Origin of the sequence: Butyricicoccus sp. OF27-2pH9A, assembly GCF_027693185.1 — a bacterium.
GTDB classification, from domain to species: Bacteria; Bacillota; Clostridia; order Oscillospirales; family Butyricicoccaceae; genus Agathobaculum; species Agathobaculum butyriciproducens.
Map to the genome: position 1 here is coordinate 92,171 of NZ_JAQEXK010000003.1, position 25,926 is coordinate 118,096.

Below are 25,926 nucleotides of genomic sequence, written 5' to 3' on the forward strand. Positions count from 1 at the left end.
TCAACCACGCTCCTCTCATTATAGCAGCGGTGCGAACAGACGCAGCACGCTTGCCGTGATCGACCGAATCCACGGCATTCGGCGCAGCCATTCATCGTCAATCCGGCGGCTGACATTGATGGTCTCCATAATGTCCTGCTTAACGGCAGCAACGACCGAGCTGTTGTAGAAGCAGGTCGCGCACTCGAAGTGCAGGAAGAATGAGCGGAAATCCATGTTGATTGTACCGACCACCGCCGTATCATCATCGGACACGATGGTTTTCGCGTGCAGAAAGCCCGGTCGGTACTCATAAATCTTGACGCCCGCTCGGTGCAGCTGCTGATAGTACGAACGTGTGATCATGTACACCAGCTTTTTATCCGGGATGCCCGGCGTCAGGATACGCACGTCCACGCCGGACTGCGCCGCAATGGTCAGCGCCGTAATCATCTCGTTGTCCAGTACAAGATACGGCGTGGTGATATAGACGTACTTTCGCGCGTTATGGATGATCTGCAGGTAGGTGGATTCACCGATATTGATGTCGTCGAGCGGTGAATCCGCAAACGGCTGCACATAGCCGTCTGCCGGCAGCTTGGCGGTCGGCAGATAGTTTTCGAGCGGCGGCATGTCCTCGCCGGTGACATACTCCCACATCTGCAGGAACAGGGCGGTCATATTGGCTGTTCCCTCACCTCGCAGCATGATACCGGTGTCCTTCCAGTAGCCGAAGCGTACCTTTTTGTTGATATACTCATCCGCCAGATTGATACCGCCCATATAACCAACATTGCCGTCAATAATCGTCATCTTGCGATGGTTGCGGTAGTTGAGATAGGTGTTCAGCGTCGGGATAAAGCGGTTAAAGCGCACCGCATGAATGCCGAGGCTCATCAGATAGCGGTCGTAGTTTTTCGGCAGCGTGCAGATCGAACCAACGTCGTCGTACAGCACGCGCACATCCAGTCCGGCGGCCGCCTTCTCCCGCAGGATGTCAAGGATAGTATCCCACATGATGCCTTCTTCGATGATGAAATACTCCAGAAAGATGAACTTTTGTGCGCGGCGCAGCTCCTTGCACATGGAGTCGAACATTTCCTCACCGATACGGAAATATTTCGTCTCCGTGTTGGTCCACACCGGCATACCGTCCAGCGTCTCGATATAGCGGGCGCGTGCTGCATGACGCGGATGCTGCTCGATCAGCTCCTTTGTAGCAGGCGTGCGCATATAATCAGTGAAATCCGGCGGTTTCGGCTCGTACTGATGCTGGGTACGCGCCCGATTGAGCGGCGTATTGCCCCAGAACAGATAAAACAAGCCGCCGAACAGCGGCAGCAGCACAATAACCAACATCCATGTGATCTTGTACATCGGGTTGTCGTACTTACGCACCAGCCAGATGACAATGATAACGCTCAGCACGGTCAGTGCCGGTGTCAGCCAGTGATATTCCGTACTTGCCCAGCTTACGCCGAACATAACGATTGCAAGCTGAATCAGCAGCAGGAATCCGCCGACAACGCGTCGGTCGCCAAGCAGCTTGCCTACTTTTCTGCGCATCATAATCTCTCCCTTCCCTGCATAGCGCAGTCCTTCCATAGACTATAATCATATCGCACAAGGTATAAAAAGTCAACGCGTCTGCGTTGCTCTCCGATTAAATATGTGCTACACTAAAAGTAACATTTTTGTAAACCACCGTTAATCATACAGGAGGATCATCCATGCCCCATATTCCCGTGCCCGCCGCCGAACTGAACACGCGGCTCGACCGTCTGCGCTGTGCCATGACCGAGAAGGACCCTGCGTGGTCCATGCTTCTGCTCGACAACACGCTCGACATGTACTACTTCACCGGCACCATGCAGGATGGCGCACTTGTCGTGACACCCGATCAGGCTACGCTGTTCGTCCGCCGCTCGTTTGATGTTGCAAAGGACGAATCCGCCTTTGCAGACATCCGTCCGATGGGCAGCTTCCGCGGCATCAAGGAGGTCTATCCGGATATTCCGGAGACCGTCTATGTTGCCGCAAAGACCATGACGCTGCAAAAGCTCTCCATGCTGAACAAGCATCTGCCGTTTTCACCCAAGCCGGTGGATGGCGTACTGAGCGGTCTGCGCTCGGTCAAGAGTGCGTATGAACTGGACTGCATGCGCGAATCCGGCAGACTGCACCGTTATGTCATCGAGGAACTTGCTCCGGCGTTCCTGCGCGAAGGCGTCAGCGAAGCACGTCTATGCAGTGAGATCTGCACCGCCATCGTGGACCGCGGCGGTATGGGTATTTCGCGCTACAATCAGCCGGCAGCTGAGGACGTGCTCGGCATTGCCAGCTTCAGCGAAAACAGCCTGTGTCCCACCGCGCTGGACAGTCCCTCCGGCTGTATCGGCACCTCGACCGCAATGAAGTCCATCGGCTCGTCCGAGCGCAAGCTGCACGAAGGCGACACCGTCCTGCTGGACATTCCGTGCGGCTGGCGCGGCTACCATACCGATAAGAGTATTACGTTCTACTACGGCGAGCTGGACAAGCATCCGCAGAGCGGCGTGATCCGTGCGGCACGCGAGCAGTGCATTGCACTGGAGAATGAAACCGCATCTCTCCTGCGTGCCGGTGCCGTTCCGGCTGAGATTTACGAGAAGATCCTCTCTCTCGTCGATCCTGCGTTCCGCGAAGGCTTCATGAACGGCTGCAAGTTCCTCGGCCACTCCATCGGTCTGACAATGGACGAAACACCGGTTCTCGCCAAAGGCTTCTCGGCTCCGCTCCAGTCCGGCATGACGCTTGCCGTTGAGCCGAAGATTGCGATTCCAGGTGTCGGCCTCATCGGCTGCGAAAACACCTATGAGATCACCGCAGACGGTCCTGCGCAGTCGCTCACCGGCGCGTGCGACACACTGTTCGAGGTACTCAATCAGTAATCTATACAAAAACATCCGCTCTCTGTTTGTACAAAGAGCGGATGTTCTCTTTTCACTCCTCTTTTGCATCCGGCATAGAATGGCGCAAAGGAGGTTTTTGCTTATGAATCAATCGACGACTCTCGCCGTCGTCGGCGGCGACGTGCGTCAGGCATATTTAGCCGAGCTGCTGCACGAAGCAGGCCACACCGTTCGCACATTTGCACTCGAGCGCCGACCCGCCGCAGGCTGCACGGCTGTAAGTGACCTGCAGGTGTGCCTTGCCGATGCACGCGCGGTCATTCTGCCTATGCCGGTGCAGACGGGGGACGGCAGCCTGAACGCGCCGCTTGCCAATGCACAGCACACCATCGGCGATGTACTCGATGCCATTCCCGCCGGAACACTGACGCTGGCCGGTGCCGTGCCTTTTTCCGTACACGCCCGCGCGGTGCAGAACGGACTGACACTCATCGACTACTTATCCCGCGAGGAGCTGGCGATCCGCAACGCGGTACCTGCCGCATTTGCAAAAAGCACAGGCTGTCCGGTTACAGGCGGCAGGCTTCCTGCCGGAGATACTCCACGAGAGCCGCACAGAATTCGCGGTTGCTCGGCGGCTCCTTATCCTGTGCACGCGCTTCACCGAAATACCTGGCAAGCACGGCTTTATCACACTTATTCCATGCGCGGCGAACGGCGTAGCGCATATTGCGCTCCACATTACTGCCTTCGCTGTTCATCTGCTGCGCGACACTGTGATAAATAATCTTGGTAATGCTGGCACCGTTGGTCTCCCGATACAGGCACACGGTCAGCAATGCACACTGATAGCCGATCGTCTGCTCGCGCATGCCCAGCTCCCGCAGGATCTGGGCCAGCCGCTGCTCCACCGTATCGCCCCGACTGGTACAGTTGACCGCCAGCTTGATACGCTCATACAGTGCATCCGCACAGATTGGCTTGCGCAGCAGCACGTTGATGTGCAGCAGACTGCACTCCACATAGGTCTGACCGCCGATGAACGAGCTGAGCAGGATAATGCTTGTATCCCACATCCCCTTCTGTCTCATCCATGACGCAACGGCAAAGCCGTCTGCATACGGCAGGTCGGTATCCAGCACGACCATATCCGGCGTTTTTTGTCGAATCATTTCCCACGCCTTCGTGCCGTTCGACGTACTGCCGACAAGTTCCAGTTCATTGCTCGCCTGCATAAGCCGTTTTGTCTGTTTCAGCAGAGACTCGTCCGCACACGCCAGTAAAATACGCATTTTGCCTTGTTTGATCTTCATTTACTGCTTTCCCCGGCTTTCTCTATCTTATGCCGATTTACGGATTACATCTTATTTTTACATATTCAGCGCGTCCGCGCAAGCGGATATCCCTGCTTTTTCCCGCATATTTATCGACAATTTTCGACAAGTCCGCGTTTTTTCTGTCGAATGTCCGGTTTTCTCCCAACCGGACAGGTGCTCTGCGCTTCTCTGTGAAACCGCATAATCTCTCTATCAAAAACCGCATTTTGGTGCTTTTACACTTGCATAAACGGTAAAAATACGCTATACTATCGTTTGTGCCGTTCGGCACTTTGCTTCCGGATATGGAATGACAGTTCGAAACCATCCTGTCGTAAAACAAAACTAGGGACAACGAAACAGAAAAATTTTAAGGCAATACCGCATAATTGAACAAGAGTGATTTGCGAGTAAATTTTGCGTACTGACGAGGCCCAGTTTTGCGGTAATACTTGATGTATTACCGTGAAACTGCAACAAAGTCAGGACACAAAATTTCCGCAAAGCACCGCAGTCTTAATTGTGCGGTGTTGCCTTAGGTTTCCAATCAACGTTGTTGTGTGCATTATTTGGAGGTGAACGAAATATGGTAAAAGAAAACATGAGCAAGGTTCAAAAACTGACCGTTTCTGCTATGGTGATGGCACTTTACGTTGTTGTGCTGTACTTTACGCAGAGCTTCTCTTTCGGTGCGTACCAGATCCGCATTGCAACGGCTCTGTATGCGCTCGCTTACCTGTTTCCGTTCCTGGTTTTGCCGCTTGGTTTCGCGAATTTCATTGCCAACTTTCTGTTCGGCGGACTCGGTCTGCTGGACTGGTTCGGAGGCTGCTTCGTCGGTATCATCGTTACCGCGATCATCGTGCTCATCCGCCGCAAGGGCTGGAGCCGCTGGCTGATGATCCTCCCGATCATCCTTGTGCCCGGTCTCGGCGTATCGAGCTATCTGAGCTATCTGCTGCACGTTCCGTATTCTGTACTCGCCACCAGCCTGTGCATCGGTCAGTCCGTACCTGCGGTCTGCGGTGTCGTTCTGGTGAACGTACTGCAGCGTGCACTGTATCCCAAGGCAACTAAGGCCTAACTAAATGTAAGGAGAATGCAACCATGACCGGAAGAAATAAAGAAGAACTGAACGGCGTCACTCTGCTGGGCAGCCAGAAGAACAAGTATCCCTCGGACTATGCGCCCGAAATGCTGGAGACTTTCCCGAACAAGCATCCGGACAATGACTATTTTGTCAAGTTCAACTGCCCGGAGTTCACCAGCCTGTGCCCGATGACCGGCCAGCCGGACTTTGCTACTATCTATATCTCCTATGTGCCTGGCGAGCGCATGGTAGAAAGCAAGTCGCTCAAGCTGTATCTGTTCAGCTTCCGCAACCACGGTGATTTCCATGAGGACTGCGTAAACATCATTATGAAGGACCTCATCCGCCTGATGGATCCGAAGTACATTGAGGTCTGGGGCAAATTTACACCGCGCGGCGGCATCTCGATCGACCCGTACTGCAACTACGGCAAGCCCGGCACCCGCTGGGAGGAGGTTGCATTCGAGCGTCTCACCCACCACGATCTGTACCCGGAGAAGGTGGACAACCGATGAGCGAAAAGGCAATGGTCCTGTGCAGCGGCGGCGTGGACAGCACGACCTGTCTTGCGCTTGCCATCGAGAAGCACGGCAAGGAGAATGTGTGCGCGCTGTCCATTTACTACGGTCAGAAGCACGTTAAGGAGATCCAGGCTGCGAAGGCGGTTCTCGAATACTACGGCATCGAGGGCACATCTCTCGACCTGACGCCGGTGTTCGCGTACAGCGACTGCTCGCTGCTTTCCCACTCGACCGAGGACATCCCCGAGGAATCCTACGCCGAGCAGCTCGCGCAGCGCGGCGGCAAGCCGGTTACGACCTATGTGCCGTTCCGCAACGGTCTGTTCCTGTCGGCAGCGGCCAGCGTTGCGCTGTCCAAGAACTGCAGCGTGATTTACTACGGTGCGCATCACGACGATGCCGCCGGCAATGCCTATCCCGACTGCAGTGAGGATTTCGTAAATGCAATGAACCACTCTATCGTACTCGGCTCGGGCGGTGATGTCCGCATCGAGGCTCCGTTCGTGCGTTGGAACAAGGCGCAGATCGTTGCCGAAGGTCTGCGGCTGCAGGTTCCCTATCAGCTGACGTGGAGCTGCTACGAGGGCGGCGACAAGCCGTGCGGCAAGTGCGGCACCTGCCTGGACCGCATCCGCGCGTTCGAGGCGAACGGTGTGACCGACCCCGCAATGAGGTAAAACAAAAGACTGCTGTTTCATCGGAGACAGCAGTCTTTTTCTGTCCATCTTGACTTTTTCCTATAAGAATGCTATGATTATAGCCGTTAACCTTATTTTGAGGAGTCCATGCTATGATTTATCTCGATTATGCCGCCCATGCACCCGCCGATCCGGCAGTGCTCGAGCGATTCTGCGATATGGAACGCCGGTTTCCGGCCAACCCGAACTCGGTACACATGGCAGGCAAAGCCGCCCGTGAGGAAATGGCGCGTGTCACCGAGCAGATTGCAGCGCTGACCGGCGCGTCCCCTGCCGAGATCATCTTTACCTCGGGTGCGACCGAGGCGAACAACCTCGCCATCAAGGGCATCGCACAAGCGTCACGGCATATCGGCAAGCATATCATCTCCACACCGCTCGAGCATTCCTCGGTCAGCGGCAGCCTGACCGCCCTGCAGGAGCGCGGCTGGGAGATTGACCTGCTCTCCATCGGTCGGGACGGCACAGTGGATCCAGAGGAAGTGCGCGAGCTTCTGCGTCCGGATACCGTTCTCGTTGCCATCTGCGCGGTGGACAGCGAGCTTGGCACCATCCAGCCGGTAAACGAAATCGCGGCGCTGCTGGCTGACCATCCGAACTGCCGTCTGCACGTTGACGCAACGCAGGCTATCGGGCGCATCCCGGTGGACTTTTCCGGCATCGACACGCTGAGCTTTGCACCGCACAAGTTCGGCGGTATCTGCGGCAGCGGCGTGCTGCTCAAGCGCAGCCGTATGCCGCTCGAACCGCAAATGAACGGCGGTGCCAGCACGACGCTGTACCGCAGCGGCACGCCTGCGCTCAGTCTGGCGGCTTCGTCCGCGCTGGCACTGCAGCTGGCATGCGATAAGCGTGAGATCCGCTGTGCTGTCGTTCAGCGCCACAGTGAGAAGCTGCGCCGCGCACTTGCGGCGTATCCGGCGGTGCATATCAACAGTCCGGAGCACGCCGTGCCGCACATCCTCAATCTGAGCGTCAAGAATGTGAAAGGCACCGTATTTCAGCGCGCGCTGTCCGAAAAAGGCGTGTGCGTTTCGGTCAAATCCGCCTGCTCGGCGGATGGTCTGCCGTCCCGTGCAGTGTTTGCTGTCAGCCGCGACCGGCGCAATGCACTGTCCTCATGGCGCATCAGCCTGAGCCACCTCACCACAGATGCCGAAATCGACGAATTTCTGTCCGTTTTCGACGCGTGCTATCACGAGTTAGTCAAGTAATACAGGGAGCATCATTATGAAACGAGATTTACAGCCGCACGAGCTGATCGAGCGTAGTATCATCAAAAAATTTCGCAAGACCATCTGGAACCCGTTTACACTGGCGGTCCGTCAGTATCAGCTGATTCAGCCGGGCGACAAGATTGCCGTGTGCATTTCGGGCGGCAAGGATTCCATGCTGATGGCCAAGCTGATGCAGCTGCTCCAGCGGTACAGCGAGGTGCCGTTCGAGGTGGTTTTCCTCGTCATGGACCCCGGCTACAACGAAATCAACCGCAACAAAATTGAGAGCAACGCTGCACTGCTGCATATCCCGATCACCGTGTTCGAGACCGACGTTTTCGCGGTTGCCAACAACAGCGAGAAGAACCCGTGCTACCTGTGTGCGCGCATGCGCCGCGGCTATCTGTACAGCAAGGCGCAGGAGCTCGGCTGCAACAAGATCGCGCTCGGCCACCACTTCAACGATGTCATTGAAACCACCGTGATGAGCATGTTTTATGGCTCGCAGATGCAGGCCATGCTGCCCAAGCTGCACAGCACCAACTTTGCGGGCATGGAGCTGATTCGTCCGCTGTACTGCATTCACGAGGAGGATATCCTCGCGTGGAAGCAGTATAACGACCTCGAATTTATCCAGTGCGCGTGCCGCTTCACCGAAAACTGTACGATGTGCGACAACGGTGGAGGCGGTTCCAAGCGACAGGAGGTCAAGATTCTGCTGCGCCGTCTGCGCCGCGACAACCCGAATATCGAGCGCAGCATTTTCAACAGTATTCACTCGGTAAATCTGGACATGATGCCCGGTTACAAGTCTGGCGGCGTGCTCCACTCGTTCCTCGATGATTATGACGCACGCGGAAAGAAAAGCGAATAGCGTTCAGCCGTCCGTGCGCTGCACGGACGGCTTTTCTCTGCCCGAAAGGTCGAAATACAGCGGTTCGGACACGCCGTGCAGATATACAGTCAAGCCCTCCCCCGTTGCGGTGATATGATCAAGCAGTGCACTGTAAACCGTTTCACTGTACAGCTTTTTTCGTAAAATTGTACAGAATTGCTGTCTTTCAGCGCGTGTGAGGTCGGGTATGGCGCGTAAGGTCTGCCGCAATACTACCTCTATATCAATTGGCAAATCCTGCGTGATTTGCTTCATGCAGTCCAGCAAAATTCGATTCCCAACTGCCGGAGCCGCACACGCTGCCACGCCGTGCTGCACCCGTTTTCCGCACACCCATCGCAGACCGCCGTCCGCCTGTGCGCCCCTGCGCGGCACAAACCGACTGCCGCACCGTCCGCAGACCACTTTTCCGGAGCACCAGTACCGCGCGGAGGGTCGGCTGCCGGCTTTGCGGTTTGCCTGCCGACGGTCGAGTTCCCGCCGGACAGCCTCGAACATCGAGCGCGGCACAATCGCCTCGTGATGATCCCGCAGATAGACCTGCGGTGACTGCCCCTCATTTTTCACCTTGCGATGATCGAGAAAATCCGGCGTGCAGCTTTTGCGCTGCAGAAGATCGCCGCAGTATTTCTCGCCTCGGAGCAGCCGCAGCACCATCGTAGACGACCACGATTTTCCTTTTCCGCTTGGCGGCGGGATGCCCTCGGCGGTCAGCTCCCGTGCGATGATGTAAGTGCCTTTGCCGTCCATCAAGAAACGGCGGTACACCTCGCGGACGACTGCCGCCTGTTCGGGTTTTACCGTCAGTTCCCCACCCTGCAGGGTAAACCCGTAGATATTATCGCATCCGAACACCACACCGCGCTCCATCGAGCGCTGCTGCCCCCACTTGACGCGCTCAGAGATTTTGCGGCTCTCCTCCTGCGCTACGCTTGCCATTATGGTAAGCCGAAATTCACCGTCATTCTGGCGGGTGTCGATATGATCTCCAATGAATACAATACCGACTCCCTGACGGCGCAGCAGCCTCGTGTACGCGAGCGTGTCAACCGTATTTCGGGCAAAGCGTGAGACCTCTTTGGTTAAAATCAGGTCAATTTTCTCTTCTGCTGCCGCTGCCAGCATGCGCCGAAAGGCAGGCCGGTCGGACGAGGTGCCGGACAGACCCTCGTCCGCATAAACCTCCACAAGCTCCCAGTCCGGCTGGCGGCTGATGTACTCCGAAAAATATCGCCGCTGATTCTCCAGCGAGTTTCTCTGGTCCTCCTGCGAGGTGGAAACGCGGCAATAGGCGGCCACGCGCAGCATGTCAGCGGCCTGCGCACAGCAGCTCGAGCACCAGCTCCAGACGCTCGGGCGGCAGCGCGCCTTCCGCGTGCAAAGCGCGGAGCAGGCCCTCGATCATGCCGCGCGAAACAGCAGCCTGCTCCTGTTCGGTCAATTTCATGGCTATCCCTCCTTCGCTTGCAGTCTATGCGAAGGCAAACCCGCTTATGCGCCAAACCGCTAACGCCTTCCCTACCTGCGAGGGAGCACTTCAGCTTGCGATGGAGCAGACTGCGTTCACGCTGCAAAATGCACGCTGTCTGGTGATCGGTGCCGGACGGATCGGCATGCTTCTTGCACGCAAGCTGTATGCTCTCGATGCACAGGTTACGGTCTCCGCACGCTGTACGCGTGATTTTGCACGCATCGCCGCCGCAGGACTGCACGCACTGGATACACGCAGGCTCGCCGGTCACCTTGCCGGTTTTGACCTGATTTTCAACACTGTACCCGCCCCGATCCTGACAACCGAAGTACTGTCCGACATGAAACCGCCCTGCTTCATCATTGATCTTGCATCTCTGCCGGGCGGTGTTGCCGCCGATACCCTGCTTCCGGATGGCTGCCGCGTGCTGCACGCGCTGTCTCTGCCGGGCAAGGTAGCACCGCTCAGCGCTGCACGCGCGGTATTCGATACCGTGGACACCATTCTGCACGAGGAGGGTATCTTATGAGCAAACTCCGCATCGGCTTTGTACTGACCGGTTCGTTCTGTACCTTTGCCAAGGTCATACCGGTTATACAAGCACTCATCGAGCGCGGCGATTCCGTTACGCCGATTCTGTCCGACAGCGCCGGCACACTAGACACCCGCTTTGGCATAGCCGCGCACTGGCGTCAGGAGCTGACCGCACTCACCGGCGTCTCCCCTATCGACAGCATTGTTTCCGCCGAGCCGATTGGGCCGAAGGCGATATTTGATATACTGATCGTTGCGCCGTGCACGGGCAATACACTTGCCAGACTGGCGCACGGTCTGACGGACACGCCCGCGACCATGGCGGTCAAAAGCCATCTGCGCGGAGAACGTCCGGTCGTGCTGGCGGTCTCCACCAACGACGGTCTGTCCGGCAGCGCCGCAAATCTCGGCACGCTGCTGAATCGCCGGCATTACTATTTCGTACCGCTGCGGCAGGATGCACCGCACAACAAGCCGCGCTCGCTTGTCGCAGACATGACGCTGATTCCCGCCGCCATTGACGCGGCCATGAACGGCAGACAGCTTCAGCCCATCCTGCTTGCACCCAACGTATAAAAATCCCGCAGAGCTGACACTGAACCGTGACAAGTAATTATTGTGTCGCAAAGAACGGTGTGACCGTGAAAGTCACGCCGTTTTTTCTATGATCCCGGGCTCTGCCGATACGGAGATTGCCACCTCGTCCATGAAATTGAATCAGTTTACTTTTGATAAACAGCAAAAATCAACCGCCCCTTCCTTTCGGAAATGGGCGGTTGTCTTTACGTTTGTTGTCCTTGCACACCTGAATCCGCCGGCTATCCGTAATACGGCTGCATTCGTTCCTTATCACGGTTAAGCCAGCATTCTGCAGGACTTTTCTTATGATTCTTTGCCTTCCGGCTCCTTGCCGGTGGCAAATGTGATCGCACGGCTGCAGTTGGTAATCTGCACATTGTGCAATGCACCGCCGAACTCGCCGTCCAGCGTCCACGTCACCTCGTCATCGGACGAAAAACTGATTTTTGACGTGCGAAAGTACGCGAAGCGGTTCGATTCGACATTATGCGTCAACAGGTCATTCGCCAGCCACTGCAGCTCCATCGGATTTTCAACCGGGTAAATGAGCAGCACCTCGTACAGTCCGTCATCCAGCGCCACGCCATCCGGCCGGATGGTCTTGAAGCCGCCGACCGACACCGTGTTTGTCACCATACCGTAGATGAAATCGTCCTCTATCTGCGTTTCCGCGCTGTTCACGCGGATGTGGTAGGTTTTGATGTTGGTCAGCGCCTTAATGCCCTCGATGATATACGCAGCACGCCCGAAAATGTTCTTGGTCTGCTGCGGTGTCTCGTAAGAGACCTCGGTAAACGCGCCGAACGCCGCAACATAGTTAAAATAGCGATCGTTGAAGCGGCCGATGTCCAGCGCCTGCAGCGTATCGCCTGCCGCAATAACCGCCGCCTCAGCGGGCACCTTGGAAATGCCCAGACTAAACGCGAAGTCGTTTGTTGTACCGGCAGGCACATAACCGAGAACCGGACGGGTCTCCGCCTGCATAAGACCGGTAATCACCTCGTTCAGCGTACCGTCACCGCCTGCACACACAATGCGATCGAACTCGCCCGCACGCTCCCGTGCAACACGCGTTGCATCCTGCGCACCCTGCGTGATATAAATCGTCACATCATATCCTGCCTGCTGAAATGCGGTCACACAGTCGATGATCTTTCCGCTCATTGCACCGCGTCCCGCATGCGGATTGAGTATCCACAGCATTCTCTTCATGTTTCATCACCTTCCGGTTTTGTTCATAAATAAAATGTAGTATCGACGCAGCCGCGCCGCATCGCTATTCTCAATCCATCAATCATTCACTCTTTTATCCCAAGTATATAACTATCTATATACTAACTATATTATTATATATCTCAGGAGAGCAAATTGCAAACAGCATTTGCATAAGCCACCGGATCATCCACCGGCATACCCTCGATGAGCAGCGCCTGCGTATACAGGATATCCGCATAGGTGCTTACCTTATCCGAGCCTTCCGCCTGCAGCGCACACAGCTTCTTAAAGATCGGGTGCTCGGCATTCAGCTCCAGAACACGCTCGGCGTGTACGCTCTGACCGCCGTTGACAGCAGCCTGCTGGTTGAGCACCTTCTCCATCTCGAGCGTTACCGGGCCTTCGGCACGCAGGCAGCACGGATGGCTCTTGAGGCGGCTGGTCAGCTCGACCTTCTTAACCTTGCCCTCGAGCGCCTTGCCGAGTGCTTCGAGGACATCCTTGTTGTCCTCACTCAGCTTTTTGATCTCTTCCTTCTCGTCCTCGCTGTCCAGACCGAGGTCTGCATCCGCGATAGACTTGAATTCCTTATCGTTGTACTTAGCAAGCATCTTGACGCAGAACTCATCAATGCTGTCATCCATGCACAGCACTTCATAACCCTTATCCGACAGGGTTTCCATTACCGGCAGCAGCTTGATCTTGTCGATGGTCTCGCCGCAAGCATAGTAGATATACTTCTGGTCTTCCTTCATGCGGGAAGCGTACTCCGCGAGCGATACCAGCTTGTCCTCCGTGGAGGAATGGTACATCAGCAGATCCTGCAGCAGCTCCTTGTGCGCGCCGTACTCAACATAAGCACCGTACTTGATCTGACGGCCGAACGCTGCCCAGAACTTCTCATAATCCTCGCGCTTATCCTTCTGCATCTTGAGCAGCTCGCTCTTGATCTTCTTCTCAAGGCTCTGCGCAATGGCCTTCAAATGGCGGTCGTGCTGCAGCATCTCACGGGAGATGTTGAGCGACAGATCTGCCGTATCGACCATGCCGTGTACAAAGCTGAAATGATCAGGCAGCAGATCCGCGCATTTGTCCATGATGAGTACGCCGTTGGAGTACAGCTGCAGACCCTTCTCATAGTCCTTGGTGTAGTAGTCCATCGGCGCGTGAGACGGGATGAACAGCATTGCCGTGTACGTTACCACGCCTTCCACACTGGAATGGATGTGGCACAGCGGCGGCTGATAATCGTAGAACTTCTGCGTATAGAAGCTGTTGTAATCCTCGTCCTTCAGCTCCTTCTTGGACTTCTTCCAGATCGGAACCATGGAATTGAGGGTCTCATTCTCGGTGTACTCCTCCCACTCCGGCTTGTAGTCGTCACCTGCATCCGCCGGCTTCTCCTTCATGCGGGAGCGCGTCATATCCATCTTGATCGGGTAGCGAATGTAATCGGAATACTTCTTTACCAGACCCTGAATGCGGTACGGCTCGAGGAATTCATCGTAATTCTCGTTCTCCGTATTATCCTTGATGGTCAGTACGATCTTCGTACCGTTTTCTGCCTTTTCGCACGGTGCAACCGTGTAGCCGTCCGCACCGTCGGACTCCCAACGGTTGGCCTCGTCGCTGCCTGCCGCACGAGATACGACCTCAACATGCTTTGCAACCATAAAGGCCGCATAGAAGCCAACGCCGAACTGGCCGATGATGTCGATGTCGTCTTGCTTTTCATTTTCGTTCTTGAACGCCAGCGAACCGGAATGCGCGATCGTACCGAGGTTGTTCTCCATTTCCTCGGCAGTCATGCCGCAGCCGTGGTCCTCGATGATAAAGCGGCGGTTTGCCTTGTCGAGCGTCAGCTCAATCGGCAGGCTGTCGCGAGTGATACCGGTCTTGCCTTCCTTCATTGCATTATAGTAGAGCTTATCCGTTGCGTCGGATGCGTTGGAGATCAGCTCACGCAGGAAAATCTCCTTGTGCGTATAAATAGAGTTGATCATCAAATCGAGCAGGCGCTTGGATTCTGCCTTAAACTGCTTGGTTGCCATGATTACATACACCTCTGTGTTTGTTGTTTGGTATTAGCACTCTCAATCGTCGAGTGCCAACATTGATATAATAAGCCTATTGCGCAAAAAAATCAAGTAGGGTTTGTAAAATTCATGGTTTGTTCAAAATCGAAATTGAGAATTGGATATGCCCGAACCATGCAGGCGGTTCACCCTATTCGGGCGGAGAATTTTTCCGTGAACCACGGCGTGGAGTGCCGCTGCGCACGGCAGGCGCACAAGAGGGTAGACAACCTGCGGTTTTCCACCCTCTTGTGAATCTCCCCTTTTCCCTTAGAGGGCACGGCGGTAACGGTAGAGAGGAGACCGCTGCGAAAAAAAGAGTACGGCAGAGGATTTTTCGTTCCGCGTTGTATCCGCCTATTCGTAGTGTCGGATACCGTACTGCTACATCCAATTTGGGTCTACGCAGGCGCGGCACAACAGTGCCGCGCAACACGATTACGGGTGCATATCGCCTATATCCGTAGGATTTGGATAATCTGCACAAGCAAAAAATTTGCGCGGCACGGGTATGCCGCGCCTGCGTGGAGTAAGCCGCCTGTGTAGCAGTACGGTATCTGGCACTGCGAATAGGTAGAGGAATGGACGCGCAATGCGCGCCCCTACGGAACGGTAACCCGACTGCCGTACTCCTTTTCGGAGCGGTCTCCTCTCTACCATTACCGCCGTACTATCAAACAAAGGAAAGGTAGGAGTTCAAAGAGGAAGGGAAACCATGGGTGTCCCTTCCTTTTTGTCCCCGCGGCGGACGCCGCACGTTCCTCACCGCCGCAGCGGCGGAATCCTCGCCCGGAAATGGCGAACCACCTTCGCAGTTCGGGCACACCGGAAAACCTGTGTCTGCGACCAGTGCAGCCCGGATAGGACGAACTGTCTGCGCGATAGGACGCTCCCTATCCATTCTCAATTTTGACACACCCCCTTTCCTATGCTATACTAAAGGTAAGAAAACAATTTTGGAGTGATAGCATGGTACATCTTGGCAACGATTGGGACGAGATCCTTGCCGGTGAGTTTGAGCAGGATTATTACAAGCGCATTCGCTACTGGCTGAAAAAGGAATACGCCGAGCAGACCATCTATCCGGCGGCAGAGAACATCTTTAACGCTCTGCGGTACACGCCGTATTCCAAGGTCAAGGCCGTCATCCTCGGGCAGGACCCATATCACGGTCCTGGACAGGCGCACGGACTTTGCTTTTCGGTTCAGCCAGGTGTTCAGCCGCCTCCGAGCCTGCAGAACATCTTCAAGGAGCTGCAGAGTGATCTTGGCATTGTGCCTCCCAAGGACGGCACGCTCACCAAGTGGGCGGAGCGCGGTGTGCTCATGCTGAACACGACTCTGACCGTACGCCGCGGGCAGGCGAACAGCCACAAAAACCTCGGCTGGACGACCTTCACCGACCATATAATTGAAAAGCTGAATGAGCATGAGCAGCCGATCGTCTTTCTGCTCTGGGGCGGCAATGCCCGCAGCAAAAAGAAACTCATCACCGCACCGCAGCACCTTGTGCTCGAAAGCGTGCATCCCTCTCCTCTGTCGGCGTACAATGGCTTTTTCGGCTGCAAGCACTTCTCCAAATGCAATGCGTTTCTCGAAGCGCACGGCATCGACCCCATCGACTGGGATCTCAATCATTAAATCGTGAGCTTCCGCACCATTTTCCGGGTGCGGAAGTTTTTTTGACTTTTTTCAAAATTCCTATTGACAAACAGGAGTTTCGGTTGTATATTTAATTCATACAAAACACATATGATTAAAGTGAATTAAGGAGAGTGATCTCAATGATGATCCGGCGAATGTGTCGATGTTGCATCGACTGAGTTTTCCCATCATTCCTTATTAACATCACATTCTAATTTTTCTTAATTTTGAAAGGCGGTTTATCCCATGTCTGATATTAAAAAGAGCTTCTCCGACCTGATCGGCAACACCCCGCTGTATGCGGCTGAAAAGTTTGCAGCTAAGGCTGGCGCTAACGCGCAGGTTCTCGCAAAGCTGGAGTACTTTAATCCGGCCGGTTCCGTTAAGGATCGTATCGCAAACGCTATGATCAACGAGGCTGAGAAGTCCGGTGCACTCAAGCCGGGCGCAACCATTATCGAGCCGACCTCCGGCAACACCGGTATCGGTCTGGCAGCAGTTGCAGCCTCTCGCGGCTACCGCATCATCCTCACCATGCCGGAAACCATGAGCGTTGAACGCCGCAACATGCTGAAGGCATACGGCGCTGAGCTGGTTCTGACCGAAGGCACGAAGGGCATGTCCGGTGCGATTGCAAAGGCAAACGAGCTGGCTAAGGAGACCCCGAACAGCTTCATCCCCGGTCAGTTCGTAAACCCAGCAAACCCGGCTGCACACTACGCAACCACCGGCCCCGAGATCTGGGAGCAGTCCGGTCACAAGGTTGACATCTTCGTTGCAGGCGTAGGCACCGGCGGCACCGTAACCGGCACCGGCAAGTACCTGAAGGATCAGGACCCGAATGTCAAGGTAGTAGCTGTTGAGCCGGATACCTCCCCGGTACTGTCCACCGGCAAGGGCGGCCCGCATAAGATCCAGGGTATCGGCGCCGGCTTCGTTCCGGATGTACTCGATACCAAGGTTTACGACGAAGTTATTCGTGTAGCAAACGAGGATGCATTTGAAACCTCTCGCCAGTTCGCTCACAGCGAGGGTCTGTTCGTGGGTATTTCCTCCGGTGCTGCTCTGTGGGCTGCTGTTGAGCTGTCCAAGCGTCCGGAGAACGCCGGCAAGGTTATCGTAGCTCTGCTGCCTGATACCGGTGACCGTTACCTGTCCACCCCGCTGGTTTCTGAGTAATTTTAATTCTCAAATCCTGCAATTCTCTCCAAAAATCCATTCATCTCCAAATGTATAAAAAAGACACCTCTGCATAGCGGAGGTGTCTTTTTTATGGAAAATGAACGTAACGTTTCTCCAGTTTCCGCCCACGGATTTAACAACGAAAAACCACCCTGCGAAAGCAGGGTGGTTTCAGTCTGTCGATAAAGTCAATCTATCGTTTTTACCTTTCGTGCGGCAGCACGCATAAAATAGAATTTGCACAGCAAATTCATAATTCCCGGGGGCGTGTACCTCGGGAATTATACAAGGGACGAAAAAATGTGCCCGTAGGGCGCGGCTTTTCGTCAAGATTCGATTGAAAGCGTGGTTTCAATCGAGAGGCTGCTCGAAAAACGGAGTTTTTCGACAGCCTCAAACCACCCTGCGAAAGCAGGGTGGTTTCGTTATATCCTGGAATAATAAATTGCAGTAACCGTGCCGTCCTCGATGGAGGGATAGCAATGCCGGTAGGTACTGCCGGTGCTTGTCGGCGCATTCAGCTGATGGTACGGCTGGCTGACATCGATAGCTACGCAATCGGCAGCCGCCGGAATGCTCACTGTACCCTCACCGTCTGCGAAGGTGAACACGCCGTTCGTGTACGTTGCCGTGCGGTCGATCGCGCGTTTGCCGCTCAGCGAAACATAGCTAACGCCGCCGACTCGTCGGAAATCCGTATACTCCATCAGACCGGTATACGTCACCGAAGGATCATAGTTCTCGATCACAACATCGCAGTAATTCTGCGTGCCGATACACAGGTTGACCAGATCGCCGCGGCTCTGATACACAGCGCAGCTGCTCTGCACGGTCAAATGCGTTGCCCGATAGAGCATCACCGCCATCTCCGCACGCGTTACCTTGGAAAGCGGATTGATTTTTCCTTTCGAGCCGCCGATCACCTTAGCACCGACCAGTGCACTGACCGAAGGCTTCGCGTAATTGGAAATCCTGCTCGCATCCGAGAAGCTGCTCACCGAACCGGTGCCCAGTTTGAGCGCCGTGCGGTCAATCGTGCGTTTGAGAAACACCATTGCGTCCTGACGAGTCATGCTCTGCTGCGGCTGAAACTCACCGGTCGCGGTGCCCGCCGCTATGCCGAAGGCTTTCGCCGCGATAACCGCCTTGCTGTAATAGGCGCTGCTCGGCACATCGACAAATGAGCCGTTCGAATTGACCTGACCGTTGTCGAGCGCTTTACTCATGCCATAGGCACGGTCGAGCATAACGATGAAGTCCGCTCGGGTAATGGCGTTGCCCGGATAAAACAGATGGGTTCCGCCGCCCTTGATCACGCCTGCAACGGCAAGCGTATCAACCTCGCTGGAAGCCCACGCGTACTCTCCTGCTGTATCATAAAAGTAAACCGAGTGTTCAGGAAGATACGCATACGTCTCCGTGGTGTTCGCGCTCAGTGCATAGGCTGCCGTGATCGCGCTTACGACCACCGCAACCGCCAGCACCACAACGGTCACCAGCTTTCGCGTTCTTTTCATAATATTCTCCTTGCTCAGTGGTTATGATAGATAGGGTGTATTCCCCACCTATGTAAACTTGCTTCAAAATTATAGCACACCGTTCCCCACTTGACAAGTTAAAATATGACTAAATTTGTTGTAACCATTCTGTAATTTTAACCTTTTTATACAAGAAAAGCGCGGTTTTCCAGCAAACCGCGCTTTCAAAGTCCATTTTTCGTCTATCACTGCTGTTCTGCGCGGTACCATCGCCAGCTCAGCACAGTCGGGATAATCGTTGCCACCGCCATTGGCGCAAGCACCAGCACAAACTTTGCAATTTCGTTCGGAACGAACGAGCCTGCCGCACCGATAATACCCGCCGCAAACAGCATGCGGCCTGCCACACGATGCGTTTTCGTCCAGACAGTTTCGCTCGACAGCGTCCACGGTGTTTTGAGTCCGCAGTACCAGTTCATGCGAAACTTCGGCATAATGTTGCCGAGGCACATCACCAGCAGGCTGACGAGCAGACATACGACTGTCGGCACATCGACCGTACCCGGACGCAGTGCTTCCGCAATGCAGATGCCGCACATTGCGGTCAGGAACAGGTCGATCATGATCTGAAACCCAACATAGGCATCGGAAAATTTGTCGTAGTTCTTGCGTTTCGGGTCAAACTTCGGCAGAAAGTAAAACAGAACCGCAAACAGCGGTGCCATTCCCGCCACGATCCACAAACGCCATCTGGTTTCGTAACTCACATGACCGACAAGATCCCACTGCATGGGAATTTTCGCGGGCAGCCTGCTGTAAAACGCCGCTGTCATTGCCGCCGGCAGCAGCGACAGCACCCACGCCGTCACCTGCAGTCTACTGATTTTTTTCATTTCTGCCATCTCCTTTCAAGGCGCTGATCCATTCGAGAATCTCATCCACGACCGACATATTCAACTCATAATAAATGTACTTGCCCTGCTTGTCATCCAGTACCAGACCCGCATCCCGCAGGACGGACAGGTGATGCGAAATGGTTGCGCCCGACACCTCGAAGTGCGCTGCAATATCGCCTGCCGCCATCGGTCCGCGCCGCAGCAGCGACAGAATTTCGCGCCGCACCGGATCGCTGAGCGCCTTAAAGCTCTGCTGAAACCCCATTACTGTCCCCTCTTTCGTGCGGTAAACCACGTTTTGCGTCCGCAGACCGGACAATACAGCTGCCAGTCATTTCCCACATGCGTGCGGAAAACCAGCCGCTTCCACGGCAGATTCTGCTTCGTGCCGCAGGATTTACAAATTAAATCGCACCTTGCAAGCGCTTTTGCCTGCCAGATTACCAGTATTGCCGCTAAAATCAGCGCAATCGCGCAAATCAGAATGGTAATGTCCATTCCGTTCACCATCCTTCTCGCTATCCTGTTAATTAGATGGCCATCTAATTGTTCTCAGTATACCACAGTTTCTGCGTTTGTCAACACATTTCGATAAATATCTAAATGATGCAAAAAGAAAAACCGCAAGTTTAACTTGCGGTTTCGATGTTCTATACCAGAACTTACGCCATGCCGTTGAGCTTGGTAGTCATCTTGCTCTTCTTGTTGGACGCATTGTTCTTGTGCAGGAGGTGCTTGGCAGCCGCCTGATCGACAGCCTTGACAGCGGTCGTGTAAGCAGCAGTTGCTTCAGCCTTATCGCCGCCAGCAATCGCAGCATCAAACTTCTTCAGAGTGGTCTTGAGCTCGCTCTTAGCCATCTGGTTGTTCAGCGCCTTTACGGAGTTAACCTTAACGCGCTTCTTTGCAGACTTAATATTGGGCATTCTGAAAACACCTCCTTCGTTTTCTATTCAACAGTGATATTATTCTATCATCTTCTCACAAAAAAAGCAAGTGCTTTTTTCATTTTCTGCATAAAAACTTTTTCCTCGAAAAAACTATCCTTATAAGGAGGGATTGTGCATGGCTTTCCGCACCGATCTGGCCGTTGAGGCGATTGAAAACCATAAGTCAGCCGCTGCCCTGCCGCATGTCCGGCAGTCCGACCGCACGCTTGAGGGCTTCGCCGTACACGAGGTACGCATTCTCTCAGAGGATGCCGCCCGCGAGATCGGCAAGCCGCAGGGGCGCTATCTCACGCTTGAGCTGGATGCACTCATCCGCCGCGAGGAGGATGCGTTTCCGCGTGCCTGCAAGGCGCTCAGCACGCTGCTGCGCGAGCTACTGCCGCGTCCGAATGACGGTCCGGTGCTCATTGCCGGACTGGGCAACCGTATGATAACCCCCGATGCCATCGGTCCGCAGACCGCCGATCATGTCATTGCCACGCGGCATCTGGTCGCGCAGTCACCCGCTATTTTCGCGGACTGGCGGCCCGTTTCCGCACTGGCTCCGGGTGTGCTCGGACAGACCGGCGTCGAGACCGGCGAGGTCATCTGCGGTGTGCTCGACCGCGTGCGCCCTGCCGCTGTCATCGCCGTGGATGCGCTTGCCGCCGGTCGGCTGTCGCGGCTGCTGCGTACGGTTCAGCTGGCCGATACCGGCATTACGCCGGGTGCCGGCGTGGGAAACGCCCGTGCGGCGCTCAACAAGGAAACACTCGGCGTGCCGGTTATCGCCGTTGGCGTGCCGACCGTGGTGGACGGTGCAACGCTCGCACATGAGATCAGCAGCCAGCTCGGGCAGCCGGATTGTGAAGCGTTGGACGACCTCTCTCAGCCGGTGATGATCACCACGCGCGACATTGACCGCGAGGTCGCTGACATCTCCCGCATGATCGGATACGCAGTCAACATGGCGCTGCATCCGCATCTCAGTGTTGCCGATATCGACCTGTACCTCTCGTGACAGGTTTCGGGCATACTCGCACGCTGTACGGCGTATGATAGATAGCATGAAACAGCAAGGAGGATGGCGCAATGAAGCGGCGTAAACATCAGAAATTCCGATCGAGAGGCGGCATCCGCCTGCCTGCCGTCATCACCCTCTGTCTGGCACTGTCGCTGCTGATTTTTTCCCGGGCAGGCGGCGAGCCGATCGCGCAAAAGGCACTGACCGGTCTGGCGCACAACAGCGGCTTTGTCACCCGCGCAATGGCGCTCGAATTCGGCGTTTCGCCGGATGATACCGCCGAGGTGTACACGCCGCGCACGGCTGCCGCAGCGCGGGATGAGCAGGCGGAGAATCCGCTTGCGGAGAGCACCTATGTGCCCTCGTCCGACACCGAGAACGACAATCCGGTGCTGTCGGCCGCTGACAAGGCCGCCACGGTCTCCATCAACAACGAGACCTCGTATGACGTGGATGCGGCAGACTGTCTGGCCGCAGACGAGCATTTTTCCGCTGATGGAGATGGGCCGCAGGTGCTTATCTATCACACACACGGCAGCGAAAGCTACACGCCGGATGCCGCTTTTCCGTATACACCGACCGAGACCGAGCGCACGACCGATACCAATTATAATGTAGTGCGCGTCGGTGACGAGCTGCTGAAGGTGCTCGAGGGCAACGGCATTGAGGCCGTACATATCCGCGAAATTTTCGATTCGCCCGTGTACACCGGTGCGTATGACCGCTCGCTTGCCGTGGTTGAGGACACGCTGGCAGAATATCCATCCATCACAACCGTCATTGACGTGCACCGCGACTCGATCCTGACCGATGACGGCCGCGCCTACAAGACCTCATGCACGATTAACGGTGAGGAAACCGCACAGCTGATGCTCGTGGTCGGCACAGATGACGGCGGCCTGTATCACCCGGACTGGCAGGAGAACCTGAATCGTGCAGCATCGCTGCAGTACCGGCTCAACCGCACCTATCCGACACTCATGCGTCCGCTTAATCTGCGGACCCAGCGTTTTAATCAGCATGCAACGCACAGCGCGTTTCTGGTGGAGGTAGGTTCGTCGGGCAATACGATGACGGAAGCGCTCAAAGGGATTCGGCTATTCGGTGAGGTCTTGTCTGACGAACTGCTGAATTGAAAATGGAACACGGAGAATGGAAAATGAAGGAGTTCGCCGCAAGACGGTATTTACTAATCGCGCTACGCGCGATATCGCAATCCTTCATTCTCAATTCTCCATTCTCAATTAGCCTGCATAAACTATCGTTTTCTGTACATCCTTATTTTCGGGGTGAAACTATGGAAACGATCACATTTACCGCCGATCTGGAACGGAACATCCGCATGATGCAGGAGCTGTTCCGGAACGACGATACACTTATCATCCGGCGTGCCATCGGTCAAAACGGACTGCGCTGTGCGCTGTTTTTCTTTGACGGCATGGTAAATTCCCTTGCCATCAACCAGAGCCTTGTGCGGCCGATCCTGCGCTGTGAGCAGCCACGGCTTTCCGCCGATATACTCGCCGCCGCTGTGCTCCAGGCCGACGAATGCCGCGTGGAAACCGATATGAACAAGGTATTTGCCGCCTTTCTCTACGGCGACGCCATTGTACTGACCGACGGCGATGCACGTCCGGTGCTCGTCAACACCAAGGGCTTCGACAAGCGCAGCACCGCCGAACCGGAAAACGAGCGCGTCCTTTCCGGCCCGCGGGAGGGCTTCACCGAGTGCTTTATGCCCAATCTGGCGCTCATCCGCCGCCGCGTGAACGACCCTCGGCTAAAATTCCGGTTTATGCGCGTCGGCAGCCGCACGAACACCAATGTGTGCCTGTGCTATATTGCCGGACTGTGTGAAAACAGTCTGGTTGAGCGTCTGGAAACACGTCTGACCGCGCTCGATATCGACAGCGTGCTCGACTCCAACTATCTTGCCGAGCGCATCCGCGACCACCGCTGGTCGCCGTTTCCGACGCTCGGCACGACCGAACGGCCGGACGTTGCCGCTTCCCGTATGCTGGAGGGTCGGTGCGTCATTGTCGTGGACGGCAGTCCGGTAGCGCTCACAGCGCCGTTTCTGTTTCAGGAGTGCTTTCAGTCCAACGACGATTACTATATCAGCTTTCTGCAGGCAAATCTTTCGCGCATCCTGCGTGTCATCGGATTTGTATTCACGATCACGTTTCCCGCCATGTACGCCGCACTCATGCTCTATCACCGAGAATTAGTGCCCGCGCGGCTGCTGTTCGCTGTCTCCGCCGCACAGCGCGGCGTTCCCCTTCCCATCGGTTGGGAGATTTTGCTCATGCTGTTCGTGCTCGAGGCACTCAAGGAAGCCGGAGCGCGAACGCCCGGTGCCATGGGACAGACGATGAGCATTGTCGGCGGTCTGGTGCTCGGTGACGCGGCAGTTTCCGCGCGATTTGCCGCCGCACCGACCGTTATCGTAGTCGCTATCGCGGGTGTCACCGGTCTGATGGTGCCCAAGCTGCAGACTGCTGCCCTGTGGCTTCGCTTCGTGCTGCTCGCTGCTGCAGCCTCCTGGGGACTGTACGGCGTTGGTCTTGCACTCGGATTAACACTCGCAGCACTGTGCCGCATGCACTCGTGCTCGGTACCGTACCTGCTCAATCTGGTGCCGCGCATCTCCGCCGAGCACGAGGACACCTGGCTTCGCTATCCATGGTTTTTCATGCGCTGCGACCGCTTTGCCGTCAAACGCCCGTCGAAGGAGGAACGCCCGTGAAGCTGCTCAGATTCCTGCCGCTGCTGCTGTTGCTGTGCGGCTGTGCGAGAGAGGTTTCGCCGGTATCCGCGCTTGCGCTCGACTGCAAAAACGGTGTATACTGCCTGACCGCCGAGGTTGTGCGGCAGGACTCGCCGGATGACACCGCCGCTCCGGCTTACCTGTCCGCTACCGGAACCGATGTGACGGACGCGCTGCACAATCTGCGCAGTATCCTGCCGGGAGATCTGTATTTAAGTCATGCACAGGTGCTGCTTTTAAGTGAGGAAGCAGTTTCCGAGAGCATTCTTCCTCTGGCAGACTATCTTTGCCGCGAAAACGATGTGCGGCTCAGCCTGCGGGCAGCCGTCGTGCGGGACGGCCCTGCCGCCGAGCTGCTGGAGAACGACAACGAGGTGTACGCGCTCAGCGAGCTGCTTGACCGCTCCGCGCAGGACGGTATTCTGCCGGATATGCCGCTGTACCGCGTTACCGATGTACTGCACGCAGACGGCACAGCCATTCTTCCGGCCTTGCGCATGGATGCGTTCGGACAGACAGCACCGGCAGGTACAGCAGTGTTCAAAAACGAACGGCTGAACTGCTTTTTAGACGGTGAGATTGGCGGTGGCACCTATGCGTGAGCGGCTGTTTCCGCGGTGGTGTACGGCGCTGTTTGCCCTGCTGCCGATGAGTGAATTACTGTATCTTCCCGCCGACGGGCAGAGCGTGTACGCCGCTGCACTCGCGTGTACGGTCTGTGCACTGGCCGGTATCGGAGCGGCAAGGCTGTCCGACCGGGTTCGGCATTCGGCTCCTGCACAATGGGCGCTCGCCCTGACCTCGCTGTTTCCGCTGCTGGCATCCATCGCCCGCATGAGCATTTTCCTGCAGAAGACCGTGTTCACCGGACGCTCATGCGGCAGCACAGTTGTGCTGCTGACAGTCTGCATCCTGCTCACGGCTTCAATGGGACTCAACCGCTGTGCCATGTGGGCACTGCCGATCGCGTGGCTTACCGGTGCGGTACTCCTGCTCTCCGGTGTGCTGACACTCACGCAGCTTACGCCCGCGAACTTTTCCGCACCGACAGCAGTATTGCTGCCGCAATTCCGGCATATTCTGTACTCCCTGCTGCCGGTATCGGTCGTACTGGCGTTATCTCTGCCGGAGGACAAGCTGTCCGCAAGCGTGTCGCGTGGACTCAGCGCAGGCGGTGCATTGCTCGCACTCCTGCTGCTGCGCACAGTGCTGCTGCTTGGAGCAAACACTGCTGCCCTGCTCCCCTATCCGGCGTTCACCGCCGCCGGACTGGCTGCCATCGGTGATTTTGCCCGACATGGTGAGGTATTCTTCGCAGCGCCGCTCCTCCTGTGTGAAATCGGCCGATGCGCTGCACTTGTCTGCGTGCTGCTGTATCCGTTCACACGCACCTGCGGCGTTTTGCACCTGCGCCGACCGCAATAGGATTTGGGCAACACCGCACAATTAAAGCTGCGGTTCCTTGCGCAGGCTCCGGCTTTGCGCAAATCGCTCTTGTTCAATTATGCGGTATTGCCCTTGTTTT

At 55.8% G+C, this 25,926-nt stretch carries 27 protein-coding genes and 1 pseudogene; 17 read left to right on the plus strand and 11 right to left on the minus strand.

Going from position 1 to position 25,926, the window contains the following annotated elements; all coding sequences use genetic code 11:
- Positions 1–18: 18 nt before the first annotated feature.
- Entirely contained in the window at positions 19–1,545 is a 1,527-nt protein-coding gene (gene cls / locus PG722_RS04350) for a cardiolipin synthase (RefSeq protein ID WP_270579764.1), read from the minus strand.
- A 164-nt stretch (positions 1,546–1,709) separates the two neighbouring features.
- On the opposite strand from cls, the gene PG722_RS04355 reads away from it, so the two are divergent.
- Both PG722_RS04355 and PG722_RS14145 read left to right on the plus strand, forming a co-directional pair.
- The gene (locus PG722_RS04355; RefSeq protein WP_270579765.1) at positions 1,710–2,909 is read left to right on the plus strand and encodes a M24 family metallopeptidase; all 1,200 of its coding nucleotides are present in this window, start codon (positions 1,710–1,712) and stop codon (positions 2,907–2,909) included.
- A gap of 103 nt (positions 2,910–3,012) precedes the next feature.
- Positions 3,013–3,312: pseudogene (locus tag PG722_RS14145) on the plus strand (dipicolinate synthase subunit A N-terminal domain-containing protein); the annotation flags it as partial.
- A gap of 127 nt (positions 3,313–3,439) precedes the next feature.
- On the opposite strand, the gene PG722_RS04365 reads toward PG722_RS14145, so the two are convergent.
- Positions 3,440–4,183, minus strand: coding sequence for a sporulation initiation factor Spo0A C-terminal domain-containing protein (locus PG722_RS04365; protein ID WP_270579767.1), 744 nt, complete (start codon positions 4,181–4,183; stop codon positions 3,440–3,442).
- A 589-nt stretch (positions 4,184–4,772) separates the two neighbouring features.
- Here PG722_RS04365 and PG722_RS04370 point away from each other — a divergent pair.
- From PG722_RS04370 to PG722_RS04390, 5 genes are all read left to right on the plus strand, one after another.
- Positions 4,773–5,270: a QueT transporter family protein gene (locus tag PG722_RS04370; protein ID WP_227109547.1), complete on the plus strand. Its 498-nt coding sequence runs from the start codon at positions 4,773–4,775 to the stop codon at positions 5,268–5,270.
- Positions 5,271–5,293: 23 nt separating this feature from the next.
- The gene (gene queF, locus PG722_RS04375) at positions 5,294–5,791 is read left to right on the plus strand and encodes a preQ(1) synthase (RefSeq protein ID WP_118285179.1); all 498 of its coding nucleotides are present in this window, start codon (positions 5,294–5,296) and stop codon (positions 5,789–5,791) included.
- The gene (gene queC, locus PG722_RS04380) at positions 5,788–6,474 is read left to right on the plus strand and encodes a 7-cyano-7-deazaguanine synthase QueC (protein ID WP_116704889.1); all 687 of its coding nucleotides are present in this window, start codon (positions 5,788–5,790) and stop codon (positions 6,472–6,474) included. The genes queF and queC overlap by 4 nt, the downstream gene beginning before the upstream one ends.
- A 113-nt stretch (positions 6,475–6,587) precedes the next feature.
- Complete coding sequence (locus PG722_RS04385) at positions 6,588–7,709, plus strand: cysteine desulfurase family protein (RefSeq protein ID WP_270579768.1); 1,122 nt, start codon at positions 6,588–6,590, stop codon at positions 7,707–7,709.
- A 16-nt stretch (positions 7,710–7,725) separates the two neighbouring features.
- Positions 7,726–8,586, plus strand: coding sequence for a tRNA 2-thiocytidine biosynthesis TtcA family protein (locus PG722_RS04390; protein ID WP_270579769.1), 861 nt, complete (start codon positions 7,726–7,728; stop codon positions 8,584–8,586).
- Between the two features lie 3 nt (positions 8,587–8,589).
- Here the strand turns inward: PG722_RS04390 and PG722_RS04395 are convergent, their stop codons facing one another.
- On the minus strand, positions 8,590–9,915 hold the full coding sequence (locus tag PG722_RS04395) for a recombinase family protein (protein ID WP_270579770.1): 1,326 nt from the start codon (positions 9,913–9,915) through the stop codon (positions 8,590–8,592).
- A gap of 1 nt (position 9,916) precedes the next feature.
- Positions 9,917–10,054 carry a hypothetical protein gene (locus PG722_RS04400; protein WP_270579771.1) on the minus strand — a complete coding sequence of 46 codons (138 nt, stop codon included), beginning with the start codon at positions 10,052–10,054 and terminating at the stop codon, positions 9,917–9,919.
- On the opposite strand from PG722_RS04400, the gene PG722_RS04405 reads away from it, so the two are divergent.
- The 3 genes from PG722_RS04405 (at position 10,053) to PG722_RS04415 (ending at position 11,471) form a co-directional block, all read left to right on the plus strand.
- Positions 10,053–10,607: an NAD(P)-dependent oxidoreductase gene (locus tag PG722_RS04405; RefSeq protein ID WP_270579772.1), complete on the plus strand. Its 555-nt coding sequence runs from the start codon at positions 10,053–10,055 to the stop codon at positions 10,605–10,607. The two genes, PG722_RS04400 and PG722_RS04405, sit on opposite strands and share 2 nt — an antisense overlap.
- Positions 10,604–11,188 carry a dipicolinate synthase subunit B gene (locus PG722_RS04410; RefSeq protein WP_270579773.1) on the plus strand — a complete coding sequence of 195 codons (585 nt, stop codon included), beginning with the start codon at positions 10,604–10,606 and terminating at the stop codon, positions 11,186–11,188. The genes PG722_RS04405 and PG722_RS04410 overlap by 4 nt, the downstream gene beginning before the upstream one ends.
- Positions 11,189–11,276: 88 nt before the next feature.
- A complete protein-coding gene (locus tag PG722_RS04415; RefSeq protein ID WP_270579774.1) occupies positions 11,277–11,471 on the plus strand; it encodes a hypothetical protein in 195 nt (64 codons plus the stop codon).
- Between the two features lie 23 nt (positions 11,472–11,494).
- Here PG722_RS04415 and PG722_RS04420 read toward each other — a convergent pair whose 3' ends face one another.
- Positions 11,495–12,403, minus strand: coding sequence for a diacylglycerol/lipid kinase family protein (locus tag PG722_RS04420; protein ID WP_118760576.1), 909 nt, complete (start codon positions 12,401–12,403; stop codon positions 11,495–11,497).
- Positions 12,404–12,546: 143 nt separating this feature from the next.
- Positions 12,547–14,457: a molecular chaperone HtpG gene (gene htpG / locus PG722_RS04425; protein WP_270579777.1), complete on the minus strand. Its 1,911-nt coding sequence runs from the start codon at positions 14,455–14,457 to the stop codon at positions 12,547–12,549.
- 993 nt (positions 14,458–15,450) lie between these two features.
- Here htpG and ung point away from each other — a divergent pair.
- Positions 15,451–16,122: a uracil-DNA glycosylase gene (ung, locus tag PG722_RS04430; RefSeq protein ID WP_110436950.1), complete on the plus strand. Its 672-nt coding sequence runs from the start codon at positions 15,451–15,453 to the stop codon at positions 16,120–16,122.
- Between the two features lie 249 nt (positions 16,123–16,371).
- The gene (gene cysK, locus PG722_RS04435; protein WP_110436951.1) at positions 16,372–17,304 is read left to right on the plus strand and encodes a cysteine synthase A; all 933 of its coding nucleotides are present in this window, start codon (positions 16,372–16,374) and stop codon (positions 17,302–17,304) included.
- A gap of 428 nt (positions 17,305–17,732) precedes the next feature.
- Here the strand turns inward: cysK and PG722_RS04440 are convergent, their stop codons facing one another.
- From PG722_RS04440 to rpsT, 5 genes are all read right to left on the minus strand, one after another.
- Positions 17,733–18,824, minus strand: a complete 1,092-nt coding sequence (locus PG722_RS04440) for an S-layer homology domain-containing protein (protein WP_270579778.1) — start codon at positions 18,822–18,824, stop codon at positions 17,733–17,735.
- Between the two features lie 206 nt (positions 18,825–19,030).
- Positions 19,031–19,678, minus strand: coding sequence for an SdpI family protein (locus PG722_RS04445; RefSeq protein ID WP_270579779.1), 648 nt, complete (start codon positions 19,676–19,678; stop codon positions 19,031–19,033).
- A complete protein-coding gene (locus PG722_RS04450) occupies positions 19,662–19,946 on the minus strand; it encodes an autorepressor SdpR family transcription factor (RefSeq protein ID WP_118358725.1) in 285 nt (94 codons plus the stop codon). The genes PG722_RS04445 and PG722_RS04450 overlap by 17 nt, the downstream gene beginning before the upstream one ends.
- Positions 19,946–20,179, minus strand: coding sequence for a hypothetical protein (locus tag PG722_RS04455; RefSeq protein ID WP_118285191.1), 234 nt, complete (start codon positions 20,177–20,179; stop codon positions 19,946–19,948). The genes PG722_RS04450 and PG722_RS04455 overlap by 1 nt, the downstream gene beginning before the upstream one ends.
- A 164-nt stretch (positions 20,180–20,343) precedes the next feature.
- A complete protein-coding gene (gene rpsT, locus PG722_RS04460; RefSeq protein WP_110436956.1) occupies positions 20,344–20,607 on the minus strand; it encodes a 30S ribosomal protein S20 in 264 nt (87 codons plus the stop codon).
- 139 nt (positions 20,608–20,746) lie between these two features.
- Between rpsT and gpr the strand changes: the two genes are divergently transcribed.
- The 5 genes from gpr (at position 20,747) to PG722_RS04485 (ending at position 25,826) form a co-directional block, all read left to right on the plus strand.
- Positions 20,747–21,631 carry a GPR endopeptidase gene (gpr, locus tag PG722_RS04465; protein ID WP_270579780.1) on the plus strand — a complete coding sequence of 295 codons (885 nt, stop codon included), beginning with the start codon at positions 20,747–20,749 and terminating at the stop codon, positions 21,629–21,631.
- Positions 21,632–21,702: 71 nt separating this feature from the next.
- On the plus strand, positions 21,703–22,770 hold the full coding sequence (spoIIP, locus tag PG722_RS04470; RefSeq protein ID WP_270579781.1) for a stage II sporulation protein P: 1,068 nt from the start codon (positions 21,703–21,705) through the stop codon (positions 22,768–22,770).
- A gap of 161 nt (positions 22,771–22,931) precedes the next feature.
- Positions 22,932–24,380, plus strand: coding sequence for a spore germination protein (locus PG722_RS04475; protein WP_110436959.1), 1,449 nt, complete (start codon positions 22,932–22,934; stop codon positions 24,378–24,380).
- Positions 24,377–25,003 carry a Ger(x)C family spore germination protein gene (locus tag PG722_RS04480; RefSeq protein ID WP_270579782.1) on the plus strand — a complete coding sequence of 209 codons (627 nt, stop codon included), beginning with the start codon at positions 24,377–24,379 and terminating at the stop codon, positions 25,001–25,003. Before PG722_RS04475 ends, PG722_RS04480 begins: the two co-directional genes overlap by 4 nt.
- Positions 24,996–25,826 (plus strand): hypothetical protein, encoded by an 831-nt coding sequence (locus PG722_RS04485; protein ID WP_270579783.1) that lies wholly within the window; start codon positions 24,996–24,998, stop codon positions 25,824–25,826. The genes PG722_RS04480 and PG722_RS04485 overlap by 8 nt, the downstream gene beginning before the upstream one ends.
- The last annotated feature ends 100 nt before the right edge of the window (positions 25,827–25,926 follow it).